This is a genomic window from Pseudomonas sp. GW456-12-1-14-TSB6, from assembly GCF_059424205.1.
The window spans coordinates 182,928-196,558 of sequence record NZ_JBWKZE010000006.1; the positions used below are offsets into that span (position 1 = coordinate 182,928).

The 13,631-nt window shown below is 60.1% G+C and carries 16 protein-coding genes; 6 read left to right on the forward strand and 10 right to left on the reverse strand.

Annotation, left to right across the window (positions count from 1 at the left end; genetic code table 11):
- Window positions 1–11: 11 nt before the first annotated feature.
- The 3 genes from AC07Y2_RS07910 to folE2 are packed head-to-tail and all read right to left on the reverse strand — an operon-like array spanning window position 12 to window position 2,439.
- Window positions 12–878, reverse strand: coding sequence for a metal ABC transporter permease (locus AC07Y2_RS07910; protein WP_039765042.1), 867 nt, complete (start codon window positions 876–878; stop codon window positions 12–14).
- A complete protein-coding gene (locus AC07Y2_RS07915) occupies window positions 878–1,546 on the reverse strand; it encodes a metal ABC transporter ATP-binding protein (RefSeq protein WP_085667322.1) in 669 nt (222 codons plus the stop codon). Before AC07Y2_RS07915 ends, AC07Y2_RS07910 begins: the two co-directional genes overlap by 1 nt.
- Window positions 1,543–2,439, reverse strand: coding sequence for a GTP cyclohydrolase FolE2 (gene folE2, locus AC07Y2_RS07920; RefSeq protein WP_039765046.1), 897 nt, complete (start codon window positions 2,437–2,439; stop codon window positions 1,543–1,545). The genes AC07Y2_RS07915 and folE2 overlap by 4 nt, the downstream gene beginning before the upstream one ends.
- Before the next feature lie 84 nt (window positions 2,440–2,523).
- On the opposite strand from folE2, the gene AC07Y2_RS07925 reads away from it, so the two are divergent.
- On the forward strand, window positions 2,524–3,723 hold the full coding sequence (locus tag AC07Y2_RS07925) for an N-acetylmuramoyl-L-alanine amidase (RefSeq protein ID WP_039765047.1): 1,200 nt from the start codon (window positions 2,524–2,526) through the stop codon (window positions 3,721–3,723).
- Here AC07Y2_RS07925 and AC07Y2_RS07930 read toward each other — a convergent pair.
- On the reverse strand, window positions 3,720–4,094 hold the full coding sequence (locus AC07Y2_RS07930) for a hypothetical protein (protein WP_039765049.1): 375 nt from the start codon (window positions 4,092–4,094) through the stop codon (window positions 3,720–3,722). The two genes, AC07Y2_RS07925 and AC07Y2_RS07930, sit on opposite strands and share 4 nt — an antisense overlap.
- A gap of 222 nt (window positions 4,095–4,316) precedes the next feature.
- Here AC07Y2_RS07930 and zigA point away from each other — a divergent pair, with 222 nt between their 5' ends.
- Together zigA and AC07Y2_RS07940 are read left to right on the forward strand one after the other, a co-directional pair.
- Entirely contained in the window at window positions 4,317–5,522 is a 1,206-nt protein-coding gene (gene zigA, locus AC07Y2_RS07935) for a zinc metallochaperone GTPase ZigA (RefSeq protein ID WP_103385794.1), read from the forward strand.
- A complete protein-coding gene (locus AC07Y2_RS07940) occupies window positions 5,522–6,172 on the forward strand; it encodes a DUF1826 domain-containing protein (protein ID WP_103385793.1) in 651 nt (216 codons plus the stop codon). Before zigA ends, AC07Y2_RS07940 begins: the two co-directional genes overlap by 1 nt.
- Before the next feature lie 4 nt (window positions 6,173–6,176).
- On the opposite strand, the gene AC07Y2_RS07945 is transcribed toward AC07Y2_RS07940, so the two are convergent.
- Window positions 6,177–6,533, reverse strand: coding sequence for an NADH:ubiquinone oxidoreductase (locus tag AC07Y2_RS07945; protein WP_103385792.1), 357 nt, complete (start codon window positions 6,531–6,533; stop codon window positions 6,177–6,179).
- A gap of 25 nt (window positions 6,534–6,558) precedes the next feature.
- Here AC07Y2_RS07945 and AC07Y2_RS07950 point away from each other — a divergent pair, with 25 nt between their 5' ends.
- Window positions 6,559–7,530 carry a CobW family GTP-binding protein gene (locus AC07Y2_RS07950; RefSeq protein ID WP_103385791.1) on the forward strand — a complete coding sequence of 324 codons (972 nt, stop codon included), beginning with the start codon at window positions 6,559–6,561 and terminating at the stop codon, window positions 7,528–7,530.
- 1 nt (window position 7,531) lies between these two features.
- On the opposite strand, the gene AC07Y2_RS07955 is transcribed toward AC07Y2_RS07950, so the two are convergent.
- The gene (locus AC07Y2_RS07955) at window positions 7,532–7,945 is read right to left on the reverse strand and encodes a DUF3301 domain-containing protein (protein WP_039765057.1); all 414 of its coding nucleotides are present in this window, start codon (window positions 7,943–7,945) and stop codon (window positions 7,532–7,534) included.
- Window positions 7,946–8,062: 117 nt separating this feature from the next.
- Between AC07Y2_RS07955 and pdxY the strand changes: the two genes are divergently transcribed.
- Complete coding sequence (gene pdxY, locus AC07Y2_RS07960) at window positions 8,063–8,935, forward strand: pyridoxal kinase PdxY (protein WP_039765058.1); 873 nt, start codon at window positions 8,063–8,065, stop codon at window positions 8,933–8,935.
- A gap of 103 nt (window positions 8,936–9,038) precedes the next feature.
- Here the strand turns inward: pdxY and AC07Y2_RS07965 are convergent, their stop codons facing one another.
- Complete coding sequence (locus AC07Y2_RS07965) at window positions 9,039–9,521, reverse strand: acyl-CoA thioesterase (RefSeq protein ID WP_003229693.1); 483 nt, start codon at window positions 9,519–9,521, stop codon at window positions 9,039–9,041.
- Between the two features lie 282 nt (window positions 9,522–9,803).
- Here AC07Y2_RS07965 and AC07Y2_RS07970 point away from each other — a divergent pair, with 282 nt between their 5' ends.
- Entirely contained in the window at window positions 9,804–11,567 is a 1,764-nt protein-coding gene (locus AC07Y2_RS07970; RefSeq protein WP_039765059.1) for a cation:proton antiporter, read from the forward strand.
- A 21-nt stretch (window positions 11,568–11,588) separates the two neighbouring features.
- Here AC07Y2_RS07970 and AC07Y2_RS07975 read toward each other — a convergent pair whose 3' ends face one another.
- The 3 genes from AC07Y2_RS07975 to AC07Y2_RS07985 form a co-directional block, all read right to left on the reverse strand.
- Window positions 11,589–11,996, reverse strand: a complete 408-nt coding sequence (locus AC07Y2_RS07975; protein WP_007954245.1) for an SMI1/KNR4 family protein — start codon at window positions 11,994–11,996, stop codon at window positions 11,589–11,591.
- Between the two features lie 138 nt (window positions 11,997–12,134).
- A complete protein-coding gene (locus AC07Y2_RS07980; protein WP_039765060.1) occupies window positions 12,135–13,013 on the reverse strand; it encodes a Tim44 domain-containing protein in 879 nt (292 codons plus the stop codon).
- Between the two features lie 175 nt (window positions 13,014–13,188).
- Complete coding sequence (locus tag AC07Y2_RS07985) at window positions 13,189–13,629, reverse strand: EamA family transporter (protein WP_085667325.1); 441 nt, start codon at window positions 13,627–13,629, stop codon at window positions 13,189–13,191.
- Between the last annotated feature and the right edge of the window lie 2 nt (window positions 13,630–13,631).

The window sequence follows — 13,631 nt, forward strand, 5'->3', positions numbered from 1 at the left end:
CGGGAAACACCTCATTGGGATGTGAGCAAAGGCGGGCGGCGCAACAGACCGTGCACCGGTCCGAACACCACGGACAACAGGTAACCGCCGCCGGCGACCAACACGATGGCCGGTCCGCTGGGCAGCGAGTAGTAGAACGACAGCAACAGGCCGAGCCATACCGATGCGCAACCGATGAGCGCGGCGATGGCAATCAGGATCGGCAGGCGTCGGCTCCAGAAGCGTGATGCGGCGGCGGGCAGCATCATCAGGCCGACCACCATCAAGGCGCCGATGGCCTGGAAACCGATCACCAGATTGAGCACCACCAGCGTCAGGAACACGCCATGGGCGACGGGGCCGAGTCGGCTGACCGTGCGCAGGAAAAACGGATCGAGCGTGTCGAGTAGCAAGGGTTTGTAGATCAGTGCCATGGCCATCAGGCTGAGTGCCGACACCCACAGCATGCCGTTGAGGGTCGGCCCATCGACCGCCAAAGCGGAGCCGAACAGCAGGTGCAGCAAATCGAGTCGCTTGCCAGCGATGCCGAGAATCAGCACGCCGCTGGCCAACGAGATGGGATAGATCGCGGCGAGGCTGGCGTCTTCGCGCAGGCCGGTGCGCCGGGTGATCCACGCGGCGAGTCCGGCCATGCTCAGGCCGGCACCGAGTCCGCCGAGGGTCAGGGCCGGCAGACTCAACCCGGCGAACCAGAACCCCAGCGCGGCGCCGGGGAGGATGCCGTGGGCGACGGCGTCGCCAATCAGGCTCATCCGGCGCAGGATCAAAAACACGCCCAATGGCGCGGTGCTGCACGCCAGGACCAGACCGCCGAGGAGGGCCCGGCGCATAAAGACGAACTCGTGGAACGGTTGCCATAAATGGCTCAGCGTGAGCATCAGGCCACCTGCGTGTGAGGTGTTTGCTGAATGAGGTCGGTGCTGCTGCCGAATGCGCAGCCGCTCTGTTTGATCAGCAAGGTCTGTGGAATGTGTTGGCGCACGGCGGCAAGGTCATGGCAAACCACCACCAGGGTTCGTCCCTGCTCATGCCAGGCGTGCAGGTGTTGCCACAACAGTTTCTGCCCCAGTTCGTCGAGCGCGGCATGGGGTTCGTCGAGCAGCAGCAACGGAGTGTCGGCCAGACTCAATCGGGCGAGCAGGGCGCGTTGCAGTTCTCCGCCGGAGAGGGCCATCAGGGGACGATGTTCCAGTCCGCTCAGATGCCAGTCTTCCAGTGCGGATTCGAGACGCTGGGCTCTGAGATGCGACGACAGTCGGCGTCCCCAGAAACCGGCTGCCACCAACTCTTGAAGACTGATCGGGAACTGTCGATCCAGATGCTGTTGCTGAGGCAGGAAGGACAAACCGCTTTGGCGTGGAACACCTAGTTCGACTTCGCCAGCCAGCGGTCGCTGTAATCCGGCGATGACTTTGAGCAGGCTGCTTTTGCCACTGCCGTTGACGCCGATGATTGCCGTCAGGCTGCCGCTTTCCAGCCGAAGGTTCAGAGGTGCAGTGAGCGGTTGGCCGGGTGTTCCCCAGCTCAGGTTCTGGCAACGAATCATGGCTGCTCCCGGCGCCAGTGACTCTCGGCGACAGCGTCGTGAGCATGGAGGCTTTCGGCGTGGATGACTCGGACATGGAATTCGCTGACACCGGGTGAGCGACGCAGTGCCAGGTTCAGGCGGCGGGCCGCGTCTTCGCAGAACATCAGGTTCTGGCCGTTGGCGAGGGCGAAGGCTTGTTCGTCGGCGCGTTTCACAGCGGTTTGCACGGCGGTGCCTAGGGCTGCTTCGGCGTCGTTGATGATGGACGTCAGCGGCAATTCGTCGACGAATTCGTCCAGATGCAGATGCAACTGGGCGGTACTGCGTTGGCTGTGAGGTGTGGCCACGATGCCTTGGGTCGAGCCCAGCCACGCCAACACATCGGCGTGCTGCAGTGGCTTGTTGGCAAAGTCTTCGATGAATTGTTGCTGGATCAGTTGCCTCGCCAATGCTGCAGAACACGGGCAAGTCGACGAGTAAGCCACCTCCATTTTCAGTTCCACGTGGAACATTTTGCTTTTCAGGTGGGCTGAAACAGTGACGGGGTAGGTTTTCCATCCTGCCAAAGGACTGACCAATGCCGACCTTCTCAGCAATAAATCTGTGTGGATATTGAGATAGGCGGCTTCGGAAAGATCTTCGTGGCTGTCGAGAAAACGCTGCAGAACTTTTCGCAAAAGGGCGGGAGAAAGGTTCTCCTGCTCCAGCGCTTCCAGCCCCAGATAGAGCCGCGACATGTGAATGCCGCGTGCGTCTCCATCATCAAGACTGACGCCTGCATCCGCTTTTGCAGCCAAGCGTTGGCCTTCGATAAACACAGGTAATGCAATGCCGCACATTCCCACCCATTCGAGTGGCAGGGCCTGGCGGGCGGCTTGAGCCGCGACATCCGGCAAAGTCAGCGCGTTCATGAGCAGTTCCATCATGGTGATTGAATTTAATGTTACATTATAACAATTCAAACCACGATGCCTTTTTCATGAACAGGCTTTCATATGCACAGACGCCACTTGCTCAACCTGATGCTGGCCAGCGCGGCCTTTGTTTTGCCTTTTTCGGTGTCCGCCACGCAGATACGCAATGCGCGGATTTGGCGTTCGGATGACAAGCTTCGGCTGGTGTTCGATCTGAGTGGTCCTGTGAGCTACAAGACCTTCACCTTGAGTGCGCCGGAGCGGTTGATCATCGATTTGAGCGGCGCCAGCCTGAGTGGGGATTTCAGCCAGTTGGCGTTATCCGGCACCCCTATTCATTCGATCCGCTCCGGCCATTTTGGCCAAGGGAACACCCGGATCGTGCTGGATCTAAGCAGCCCGGTTCAGCTCAACTCATTTTTGTTGGCGCCTCAAGATGGGCAAGGACATCGCCTGGTTTTGGACTTGATGAGCGCATCATCGGGGCCGCCTCCAAGCGTTCCACGTGAAACACCCCAGGAAAAATCCCACCCCAAGCGCGACATCATGGTGGTGGTCGACCCTGGTCATGGCGGAAAAGATCCGGGTGCAATCGGCGCCAAAGGCGAGCGGGAAAAGGATGTGGTTTTGTCTATTGCACAACTACTCGCACGTCGGCTTAAACGAGAGAAAGGATTTGATGTGAAGCTGGTTCGTAACGACGATTTCTTCGTCCCGTTGCGCAAGCGTGTGGAGATTGCGCGTCAGCACAAGGCCGATATGTTCATCTCGGTGCACGCCGATGCTGCACCGCGTCTGACGGCTTCCGGGGCGTCGGTGTACTGCTTGTCCGAAGGTGGCGCTACGTCCGCCACCGCGCGGTTCATGGCGCAGCGTGAGAACGGTGTGGATCTGCTCGGTGCAACCAGCCTGCTCAATCTCAAAGACAAGGACCCGATGCTCGCTGGCGTGATCCTCGACATGTCGATGAACGCAACCATCGCTGCCAGTCTGCAACTCGGAAGCACAGTGCTGGGCAGTCTGGCTGGCATCACTACGCTGCACCAAAAGCGCGTGGAACAGGCTGGATTTGCCGTTCTGAAATCGCCGGATGTGCCGTCAATCCTGGTGGAAACCGGGTTCATTTCTAACGCGCGGGACAGTCAGCGTCTGGTGACCGCGCGTCACCAGCAGGCCGTAGCAGACGGTTTGTTTGAGGGCTTGCAGCGCTATTTCCAGAAGAATCCACCTGTCGACAGCTACATGGCCTGGCAGCAAGAGCAGAAAGGATCGCGGGTTTAACAGCCGGTGATCCGGCTGCAGGTGAACTTTGCGCTGCTGCCGCCTGAGCTGGAAAACCGATTGATCGTCGTCCAGCCCACTCGCCGGTTGTAGCCAACCCAGGCTTCTCCATCGGAAGCGATGCCGGTGAAGAAGGTCAGTTGCCCATAGCGGCTGTTGGTTTGTGCCCAGTAGCGGTTTCCCGCTTTCTCGAATCCGCGCAGGTAAATCGTGCTGCCGACGGTGTTGACGCTGTAGGCGTTGCCGTTGGCATCGATGCACGCCAAAAGGTTCGCGCTGCGCGTGCAATTGGCGAGTCCCGGCACTTGTGCTTCGGCCTTCAGCGTCAGCAATGCCAGGCAGATAAACGAATATTTCAGCGCGGTTTTCATGATGTGACTCGGCGATGAATTGATTGCAGCTTCCGGCCCTTTGTCACTTTGGGCAAGAAGAGAGTGGATTGATTTGTTGTTATAATATAACATTAATCGGGTAAGGCTTTCCGTGGCTTCCATTTCAAGCGTCTGCTTCCCTGGTGATCTCATCGAAGCTCAAGAACGCTGGCCCCGAGAGCCTACAGCGCTGTTTAGCGATCGTCTGATGAGGTTTATCCAATGTCTTCCCGACTTCCCGTGACCGTTTTGTCCGGCTTTCTCGGCGCCGGAAAAAGTACACTTTTGAATTACGTACTACGTAACAGAGACGATCTGCGCGTGGCCGTTATCGTCAACGATATGAGCGAGATCAACATCGATGGCAGCGAAGTCCAGCGTGATGTCAGCCTGAATCGTGCCGAAGAGAAGCTTGTGGAAATGAGTAACGGCTGTATCTGCTGTACGTTACGTGAAGACCTGCTTGAAGAGGTCAGCCAGTTGGCTCGTGATGGCCGCTTCGATTACCTGCTGATCGAATCCACGGGAATCTCCGAGCCATTGCCAGTGGCCGAGACGTTCACCTTCCGAGATGAGCAGGGCCAAAGCCTCGCCGACATCGCTCGCCTCGACACCATGGTCACTGTAGTCGACGGTATGAATTTCCTGCCGGACTACCAGGCCGCGGAAAACTTAGCGTCCCGTGGCGAATTCCTCGGTGAAGAAGATGAGCGTTCGATCACCGATCTGCTGATCGAGCAGATCGAATTCGCCGACGTCCTGCTGATCAGCAAGATCGACCTGATCAGCAGTCGCGAGCGGGAAGAGCTGATGGCCATTCTCAGACGCCTCAACGCTCAGGCCGAGATCATTCCGATGGTCATGGGTGAGGTACCGCTGGAGAAAATTCTCAATACCGGTCGTTTCGACTTCGAAAAAGCCGCCCAGGCCCCCGGCTGGTTGCAGGAACTGCGTGGCGAACATGTGCCGGAAACCGAGGAGTACGGCATCGCCTCCACGGCCTATCGGGCTCGCCGGCCCTTTCATCCGCAGCGTTTCTTCGACTTCATCGATCGCCCTTGGGTAAACGGCAAACTGCTGCGCTCCAAAGGCTTCTTCTGGTTGGCCAGCAAACCCACGGATGCCGGTAGCTGGTCCCAGGCAGGTGGCCTGATGCGCCACGGTTTCGCCGGGCGCTGGTGGCGCTTCGTGCCTAAAGAACAGTGGCCGCAGGATCAGGAAAGTACCGCCGCGATCATGGAAAACTGGATCGCCAGCGTAGGCGATTGTCGTCAGGAACTGGTGTTTATCGGGCAGAACATCGATTTCGTACAGCTAGCGTCGGAACTGGATGATTGCCTGCTGACCGATGCGGAAATGGCGCTCGGTACTCAAGGCTGGCTACAACTACGCGATCCGTTTGGCTCCTGGCACGAAGAGGTGGCCTGATGCTCGCCCTGAAACCGCTGCCAGGCAGTACACGTCATCAATCGTTCGGCCAGACCCCGCAGGCGCTGGCGGACATTCATGACGACGAGATCAACCTCGCGGTCTGGCAACGGCAGCTTCCGCTGCACATTGCCGAGTTTGCGGACTTGTTGTTGTCTCTGAACGAACCCTACGCCGAGGCACTGTGCCTGGAATTGCCGGACGAAGACGCAGAACCGGATCTCACGGGACTGGCCGGCGGTTTTCGCGACCTGGAGGGCTATGAAGGGTTCATCACTGATCTGAAATGGCTGGTCAGTGCCTTCGCGTGCCTGCTGGGCGCGCGGCGAATCGGCTTGCGCTTGCGGGTATTGGACAAGGCCATGTGTCCGCGTTTTCACGTCGATCATGTGCCGGTGCGGTTGATCACCACGTACGCCGGTGTCGGCAGTGAATGGTTAAGGGAAGGGCAGATGGACCGTCGGCAACTGGGACAACCGCAAGCCGAGCCCCAGGAGACGTCACGGATTCAGCAATTGAATCGGGGCGAAGTGGCATTGCTCAAGGGCGAAAAATGGCACGGCAACGAAGGTTTCGGCCTGATCCATCGCTCGCCACAACCGACGCCGGGAGAGCGGCGGCTGATGCTGACCCTCGACTGGCTCGGATAGCGCCTCAGGGCTTGAGCCATTTCCCCTGGCTCTGAGCCTCGCAATAGGGCTGCAAATACGCCGTATCGGTGGCCACGCCGTAATAGTGGATATCCTGGCGATAAGGCATATTGGCGACTTGCGCGTTGCTGCACACGCCGAACGCGCCAGCGGGGCACTGGTCGACGTATTGAACCTCGACTTTCTGCCCGGCCAGGGTCGGCTGGCAGAAGCCGTCGTTGAACAGTTTTTCCGGGATGTTGCGGTTCTGCTGGCAGACTTTCACGTCGAGCCGCTCCGCCTGGCTGTGCACCACGCAGGCCTGGGCCAAAGCCTCGCTCGACACCAGCGTCAGCAGCAACGACCATCCCATCCACCGCATCTTCGACCTCCAGAAAACCTTGAACATGTTGCAGAACATTCCCACCCACGTCATCGCCGGCCCCTTGGGCGCGGGCAAGACCAGCCTGATCCGCCAGCTCATGGCCCAGCGACCGGCGGGTGAGCGCTGGGCGGTGCTGATCAACGAGTTCGGCCAGATCGGGCTCGACGCGGCGCTGTTGACCCGCGACGCCGATGGTATCGCACTGGGCGAAGTGGCCGGGGGCTGTTTGTGTTGCGTGAACGGTGCGCCGTTCCAGATTGGTCTGGGGCGTTTATTGCGCAAGGCGCGGCCGGATCGCTTGTTCATCGAGCCATCCGGGCTCGGACATCCGGCACAGTTGCTGAAGCAGCTGAACGAGGCGCCGTGGCAAGGCGTACTCGCCGTACAACCTTGCGTGCTGGTGCTGGACACCCAGGCCCTTGCCGCGGGCAAAACGCTGCCGGACGCGCAGCAGGAAGCCTTGGCCAGCGCAGGCCTGCTGCTGTTGAACAAGGCAGAAAACCTCGACGAGCCCACGCGTGAGCGAATCACCCGACAGTTGCCGTCTGTACGATTGATCTGGACGCAGCAGGCGATGCTGCCGCTCAGCGAATTGCCGGGACTGGCGGTACAGGCGCAGGCAGGTGTGGATAAGTTGATCGTGCCCCAAGCGCTGGCACAGATGCCGGCCATCTGGAGCGATCCGGCGCTGCCGATCTGCCTGAGTCAGGCCCAGGAGGGTGGCTGGAGCATCGGTTGGCGCTGGCATCCGAGCCAGGTGTTCGACGTGTCGGGGATAACCCGATGGCTGAAAAGCCTGAACTGGCGCCGGGCCAAACTGGTAATTCACAGCCCGGACGGCTGGCAGTCAGCCAATGCGCTGGATAATGCCGAGCTCAGCTGGCTGCCCAGTGAATGGCGCAAGGATTCCCGGATCGAGCTGATTTTCGACGAACCGCAGGCGGTCAGTGAATTACAGGCCGGGCTGGCCCGGTTTCGGCTTCAGGCAGGTTGATTCAAGGCTTCCACTTGGTGTGTTCCTGACGCCACTGGCTCAGCTCAATCACTTCACCACGCGGTTTTGTCACCTCCACCACCGGCGGTGTGTCATCAAATGGCGCCGGGTAGGGCGCCAGTTCGATCTGCGCGCTGTGCGCACCGAACTGGGTGATCGTGCCGTTATGTCGGGTTTCGCCGGTCACGGTAAATTCGAAATTGTAGACCCGGGCCAGACGTCGCCGACCGCTGGCGTCCTTGATCAGGCCGATCTTCTTCAGCGCCACGTTACCGTCGAGCAACTCGACGCCGACATTCACGCAATGCTGTTTAACCCGCTCCAGCGCTCGCTCGCGCAAGCCGTGGTTGTGCCAGAGCCACGCACCGGCGGCGGCGAACAGCATCAGCACGAAAATGTTTTCCAGGGTGAGCATCAACACGAAACTCCAAATGATGGCGTCAGCTTAACTGCGTCGCCGGTCTGTCGTACAGGCTGCGTTTCGTCGCATACTGCGCGGCTTGAATTTCAATCGTTTTACGGAAAAACCCGAATGAAACGTACGCCTCATCTGCTCGCCATCCAGTCCCATGTGGTGTTCGGCCACGCCGGCAACAGTGCTGCGGTTTTTCCGATGCAGCGGGTCGGGGTAAATGTCTGGCCGCTCAATACGGTGCAGTTCTCCAACCACACCCAGTACGGCCAGTGGGCCGGTGAAGTGCTGGCACCGCACCGGATCCCCGAGCTGGTCGAGGGCATCGCCGCGATCGGTGAGCTGGGCAATTGTGATGCGGTGCTGTCAGGTTATCTCGGCAGTGCGGCGCAGGGGCGGGCGATTCTCAGTGGCATCGAGCGGATCAAGGCGGCCAACCCGAAAGCCCTTTATCTGTGCGACCCGGTGATGGGGCATCCGGAAAAGGGTTGCAGCGTTCCTGCTGAAGTCAGTGACTTCCTGCTGGAGGAGGCCGCTGCCGTTGCGGATTTCATGTGCCCGAACCAGTTGGAGCTGGACAGCTTCTCCGGGCGCAAGCCGCAGTCGCTGTTCGATTGTCTGGCGATGGCGCGTGCGCTTCTGGCGCGTGGACCGAAAGCGGTGCTGGTCAAGCATCTGGATTATCCGGGCAAACCGGCGGATGGCTTTGAAATGTTGCTGGTGACGGCCGAGGGCAGCTGGCATTTGCGGCGTCCGCTGCTGGCGTTTCCGCGTCAGCCGGTGGGGGTGGGCGATCTGACGTCCGGTCTGTTCCTGGCGCGTGTGCTGCTCGGTGACAGCCTGGTGGCGGCGTTTGAATTCACCGCAGCAGCGGTACATGAAGTGCTGCTGGAAACCCAGGCCTGCGCCAGTTACGAGCTGCAACTTGTGCGGGCGCAGGACCGGATTGCGCATCCGCGGGTGAAATTCGAGGCTACGCCGATCAGCCTCTGATGCCGCGTCGGCTTCAATCGCGAGCAGGCTCGCTCCCACAGGTGACGTTTTATCCGTGGGAGCGAGCCTGCTCGCGATAGCGGTCGTCAGATCGCTAAAAATCTCAGGCGTCGCCCTTGATTTCCTGATAGCGCTTTTCCAGCTCCTGACGGATCTGCCGGCGTTGTTGCGCCTGCATGTAGCGGCGTTTGTCTTCGCTGTTCTGCGGTTGCAGCGGCGGTACGGCGGCGGGTTTGCGCTGATCGTCAACCGCGACCATGGTGAAGAAGCAGCTGTTGGTGTGGCGCACCGAGCGCTCGCGGATGTTCTCGGTCACCACTTTGATGCCGACTTCCATCGAGGTGTTGCCGGTGTAGTTCACCGACGCCAGGAAGGTCACCAGTTCGCCGACGTGGATCGGCTCGCGGAAAATCACCTGATCCACCGACAGGGTCACCACGTAGCGGCCGGCATAACGGCTGGCGCAGGCGTAGGCCACTTCGTCGAGGTATTTGAGCAGGGTGCCGCCGTGGACATTGCCAGAGAAGTTGGCCATGTCGGGGGTCATCAGTACCGTCATCGACAGCTGGGCGTTTCCGGGTTCCATAACGTTCTCACGGGTCAAGGCAGGGTTGCTGGAAGAAACACCTCTGCGGGTGCCTGGTCGCTTTTCAAAAGCACCGTTATCGGGACGCCAGGCAGCTGGTCGCCGTCACGCCCGAAGCGATCTGTTTCCATATATTGCACCGCCTTTCAGCCGGAAGTCGCGGTGTTACCCTGCAAAAGCGCCTCCCCAAGGGCGATTCCTACACCCAAAGCGGATTTTTACTCAGCTCGCCCAGACATTTCCCATGCCTGCGTGAGCCTCGTCATTCAAGGAGCCCACACCATGCATGCCATCAGCTTTATTCAGGATCTGGCGGTGATCATGCTGGTCGCAGGTGTGGTGACCGTGCTGTTCCACCGCTTCAAGCAGCCGGTAGTGCTCGGCTACATCGTCGCCGGTTTCATCATCGGCCCGCACACGCCGCCGTTTGGCCTGATCCACGACGAAGAAACCATCAAGACACTCGCCGAGCTGGGGGTGATTTTCCTGATGTTCTGCCTGGGTCTGGAGTTCAGCCTGCGCAAGCTGTTCAAGGTTGGCGCCACGGCCTTCATCGCAGCGTTTCTTGAAATTGTCCTGATGATCTGGATCGGCTACGAAATCGGCCGCTGGTTCGACTGGAACACCATGGATTCGCTGTTCCTCGGTGCGATCCTGGCGATTTCCTCGACCACCATCATCGTCAAGGCGCTCAACGACCTGAAGATGAAAAACGAGCGCTTTGCGCAGTTGATTTTCGGTGTGCTGATCGTCGAGGACATTCTCGGCATCGGCATCATCGCCTTGCTGTCGAGCATCGCGGTCAGCGGCACGGTGAGCTCCGGCGAAGTGTTTTCCACGGTCGGCAAGCTCTCGCTTTTCATGATTGTCGCCCTGGTGGTCGGCATTCTGCTGGTGCCGCGTCTGCTGGCTTACGTCGCCAAGTTCGAAAGCAACGAGATGCTGCTGATCACGGTGCTGGGCCTGTGTTTCGGTTTCTGCCTGTTGGTGGTCAAGCTTGAGTACAGCATGGTGCTGGGGGCGTTCCTGATCGGCGCGATCATGGCCGAGTCGCGGCAGCTGCTGAAAATCGAGCGCCTGATCGAGCCGGTTCGCGACCTGTTCAGCGCGATCTTCTTCGTCGCCATCGGCCTGATGCTCGACCCGATGATCCTTCTGCAATACGCGTGGCCGATCGCGGTAATCACTGTTGCCGTGGTGCTGGGCAAGATGCTGTCCTGCGGCCTCGGTGCGTTTATCGCCGGCAATGACGGACGCACCTCACTGCGGGTCGGGATGGGGCTTTCGCAGATTGGCGAATTCTCCTTCATCATCGCGGCGCTGGGGATGACCCTGCAGGTCACCAGCAACTTCCTGTATCCGGTGGCCGTGGCGGTTTCGGTGATTACCACGTTGCTGACGCCGTACCTGATCCGGGCTGCCGATCCGCTGTCGATCAAGCTGTCTGCCGCCATGCCGCAGCGAGTCGGTCGAGTGTTCGGGATGTACGGCGAGTGGCTGCGCAGCATTCAGCCGCAGGGTGAGGGCGCGATGCTGGCCTCGATGATCCGGCGGATTCTGCTGCAGGTCGGGGTCAATCTGGCGCTGGTGATCGCGATCTTCTTTGCCGGCGCTTTCTTTGCCGGGCGCCTCTCGATCTGGATGCAGGACTGGATCAGCGATCCGAGCTGGCAGAAGGCGTTGATCTGGGGTGGGGCGTTGCTGGTGTCGCTGCCGTTCCTGATCGCGGCCTATCGCAAGCTCAAGGCGCTGTCGATGCTGCTGGCGGAGATGGGTGTGAAGCCGGAAATGGCCGGGCGTCACACGCAGCGAGTGCGCCGGGTGATAGCCGAAGTGATCCCGATCATCTCGCTGCTGGTGATTTTCCTGCTGCTGGCAGCCTTGTCGGCCAGTATCTTGCCGACCAACAAGTTGCTGGTGCTGATCGCCGTGGTCGCAGCCGCCGTGGCGGCGCTGCTCTGGCGCTGGTTCATCCGGGTGCACACGCGGATGCAGGTGGCCTTGCTGGAAACCCTCGACAACCACAAGGAGCCGTCGGGGCACTGACCACCCATGGGATGGGGCGTGTCAGCTTTCCAGCCAGACGTCCCGAGCCCAGTGCCAGACCGATTCCCAAGACTCTTCGGTGATCAGTTCTTCCTCACCCGACCACAGCACCACGGTGCCGTCTTCTTCGACGCAGTAGTAGTCGTCACCATCCTGGCAGATCGGGATCAGGTCGCGCGGCACGCCGGCATCCCAGGCGTTGGCGGCGACGTCCGGCAGGTAGGTGTGGGATTGCGGGTCGGTGACGGTCACCGGCTCCAGGCTGCCGTAAACCACGTCACTGACGGTCAGCAGAAACTCTTTGAAGACGAACGGGATGTTGATGAAGAGTTCTTCTTCGATTTCCACCAACTGGTCTTCGTCAGGCAATTCCAAAGGAACCGGTACGGGTTCGTTGGCTTCGCGCAGTTGTTCGATGATTTCTTCCACGTCCGGGATCCTCTTGCTTGAATGGCGCGGTTTATATGGGCCGGTTTATACAGTAGCTCGCTATAGATGCAACCGCGAAATAGAAAACCCCGGCCGAGGCCGGGGTTTTCATTACTGCGCGTAAAACGTCGGAGGTGATCAGCCGTTCTGGCGGATACCGGCGACCAGCCAAGGCTGGTTGTCGCCCTGTGGACGCTCCATGTTCCAGCTTTCGCTGAACACTTCGCCCTGCTGGTCGAAACGCGAAGTCTTCGACACGCCGTTGAAGGTCAGGGTAGCGATGGTCTTGTCCGCACGGTCATCCACGCCATCCAGTTGTACCTGGAGGTTGTCGATGAAGGTGGACTGGAAGGCATCGCCCAGTTCCGCGCGCTCGCGCTTGAGGAACTCGAACATTTGCGGGGTCACGAACTCGGCGATCTTGTCCATTTCGTTGGCGTCCCAGTGCTGCTGCAGCGCCTGGAAGTGGCTGCGGGCAGCTTCAAGGAAGCGCTGTTCGTTGAACCAGGCCGGAGCGTTGATCACCGGACGGGCGGCAGCAGGCGCGGCCGAACCACCGAAGATCGAACCCATGGCTGCTGGTTTCTGTTCGAACACTTCACGCTGCATCGGCGCGCCGGCCGGAGCGAACTGCTCCTGCTGCTTGCGACGACGGGCGGCGATGAAGCGGAAGATCACGAACGCGATCACGGCCATGATCAGGATGTCGAAGAACTGCATGCCTTCGAAGCCGCCGCCCATGAACATGGAAGCGAGCAGGCCACCGGCCGCGATGCCGGCCAGAGGGCCGAGCCATTTCGAAGCACCGCCGGCCTTGGCCGCAGCGCCCGCGGCACCGGCAGCACCAGCGGTCGCCGCAGCGCCGCCCATGCCTGGGGAAGAAGGAGCCATCTGGCTGGTCTGGTGCGTCGGCGCAGCGCCGGCGCTTTTGCCACCACCAAAGCGCTTGGCGTTGGCGTCGAGGCTCATCGTCAGGCCGATGCACAACGCCATGGCGATGCTAAGAAAACGTTTCATAAAGGGAATTCCCGTTTGTGGAGACACGCGCGCCATGTTGCACAGCTGAAGTGTTACTGGCTAGCGAGAGAGTGTTTCGGGCTTTTGCCTGACAGGTTACGTTCAGCTCGGTCGGGGCAATAAGGCTATGTACTTTTGTCTGTAGGAAAAGGAGATAGGTTCAGCAGGAAATAGATCAGCGCCGCAAGGCCAGCATCACCACACCAGCGGTGATCAGGCCGATGCCGCCCAACTGGCGCAGGTCGAGTTTCTCGCCCAGCAGGACCACACCAAGCACCGCCACGAAGACCACGCTGAGCTTGTCCACCGGGGCGACCAGCGACGCCGGGCCGACTTTCAACGCCCGGAAGTAGCACAGCCACGAAGCGCCGGTGCCAAGGCCCGACAACAGCAGGAACAGGTAGCTCTTGGCGGAGATCGATCCCAAGGACTGATATTGGCCCGTGGCGTACAAAATCAAGGCCAGACTGACCAATACGACGATTGTGCGCAGCAGGGTGGCGAAGTCGGAGTTGACGTTTTCGATGCCGATCTTGGCGAAGATGGCCGTCAGCGCGGCGAAAGTGGCCGAGAGCAGGGCCCAGAATGTCCAGGAGGAAAAGAAGCCCGAGCCCATGG

Coding starts and splice junctions, on each gene's coding strand:
- AC07Y2_RS07910 (WP_039765042.1), bottom strand. CDS start 878: ATGCTCACGCTGAGCCATTTATGGCAACCGTTCCACGAGTTCGTCTTT.
- AC07Y2_RS07915 (WP_085667322.1), bottom strand. CDS start 1,546: ATGATTCGTTGCCAGAACCTGAGCTGGGGAACACCCGGCCAACCGCTC.
- folE2 (WP_039765046.1), bottom strand. CDS start 2,439: ATGAACGCGCTGACTTTGCCGGATGTCGCGGCTCAAGCCGCCCGCCAG.
- AC07Y2_RS07925 (WP_039765047.1), top strand. CDS start 2,524: ATGCACAGACGCCACTTGCTCAACCTGATGCTGGCCAGCGCGGCCTTT.
- AC07Y2_RS07930 (WP_039765049.1), bottom strand. CDS start 4,094: ATGAAAACCGCGCTGAAATATTCGTTTATCTGCCTGGCATTGCTGACG.
- zigA (WP_103385794.1), top strand. CDS start 4,317: ATGTCTTCCCGACTTCCCGTGACCGTTTTGTCCGGCTTTCTCGGCGCC.
- AC07Y2_RS07940 (WP_103385793.1), top strand. CDS start 5,522: ATGCTCGCCCTGAAACCGCTGCCAGGCAGTACACGTCATCAATCGTTC.
- AC07Y2_RS07945 (WP_103385792.1), bottom strand. CDS start 6,533: ATGCGGTGGATGGGATGGTCGTTGCTGCTGACGCTGGTGTCGAGCGAG.
- AC07Y2_RS07950 (WP_103385791.1), top strand. CDS start 6,559: ATGTTGCAGAACATTCCCACCCACGTCATCGCCGGCCCCTTGGGCGCG.
- AC07Y2_RS07955 (WP_039765057.1), bottom strand. CDS start 7,945: ATGCTCACCCTGGAAAACATTTTCGTGCTGATGCTGTTCGCCGCCGCC.
- pdxY (WP_039765058.1), top strand. CDS start 8,063: ATGAAACGTACGCCTCATCTGCTCGCCATCCAGTCCCATGTGGTGTTC.
- AC07Y2_RS07965 (WP_003229693.1), bottom strand. CDS start 9,521: ATGGAACCCGGAAACGCCCAGCTGTCGATGACGGTACTGATGACCCCC.
- AC07Y2_RS07970 (WP_039765059.1), top strand. CDS start 9,804: ATGCATGCCATCAGCTTTATTCAGGATCTGGCGGTGATCATGCTGGTC.
- AC07Y2_RS07980 (WP_039765060.1), bottom strand. CDS start 13,013: ATGAAACGTTTTCTTAGCATCGCCATGGCGTTGTGCATCGGCCTGACG.
- AC07Y2_RS07985 (WP_085667325.1), bottom strand. CDS start 13,629: ATGGGCTCGGGCTTCTTTTCCTCCTGGACATTCTGGGCCCTGCTCTCG.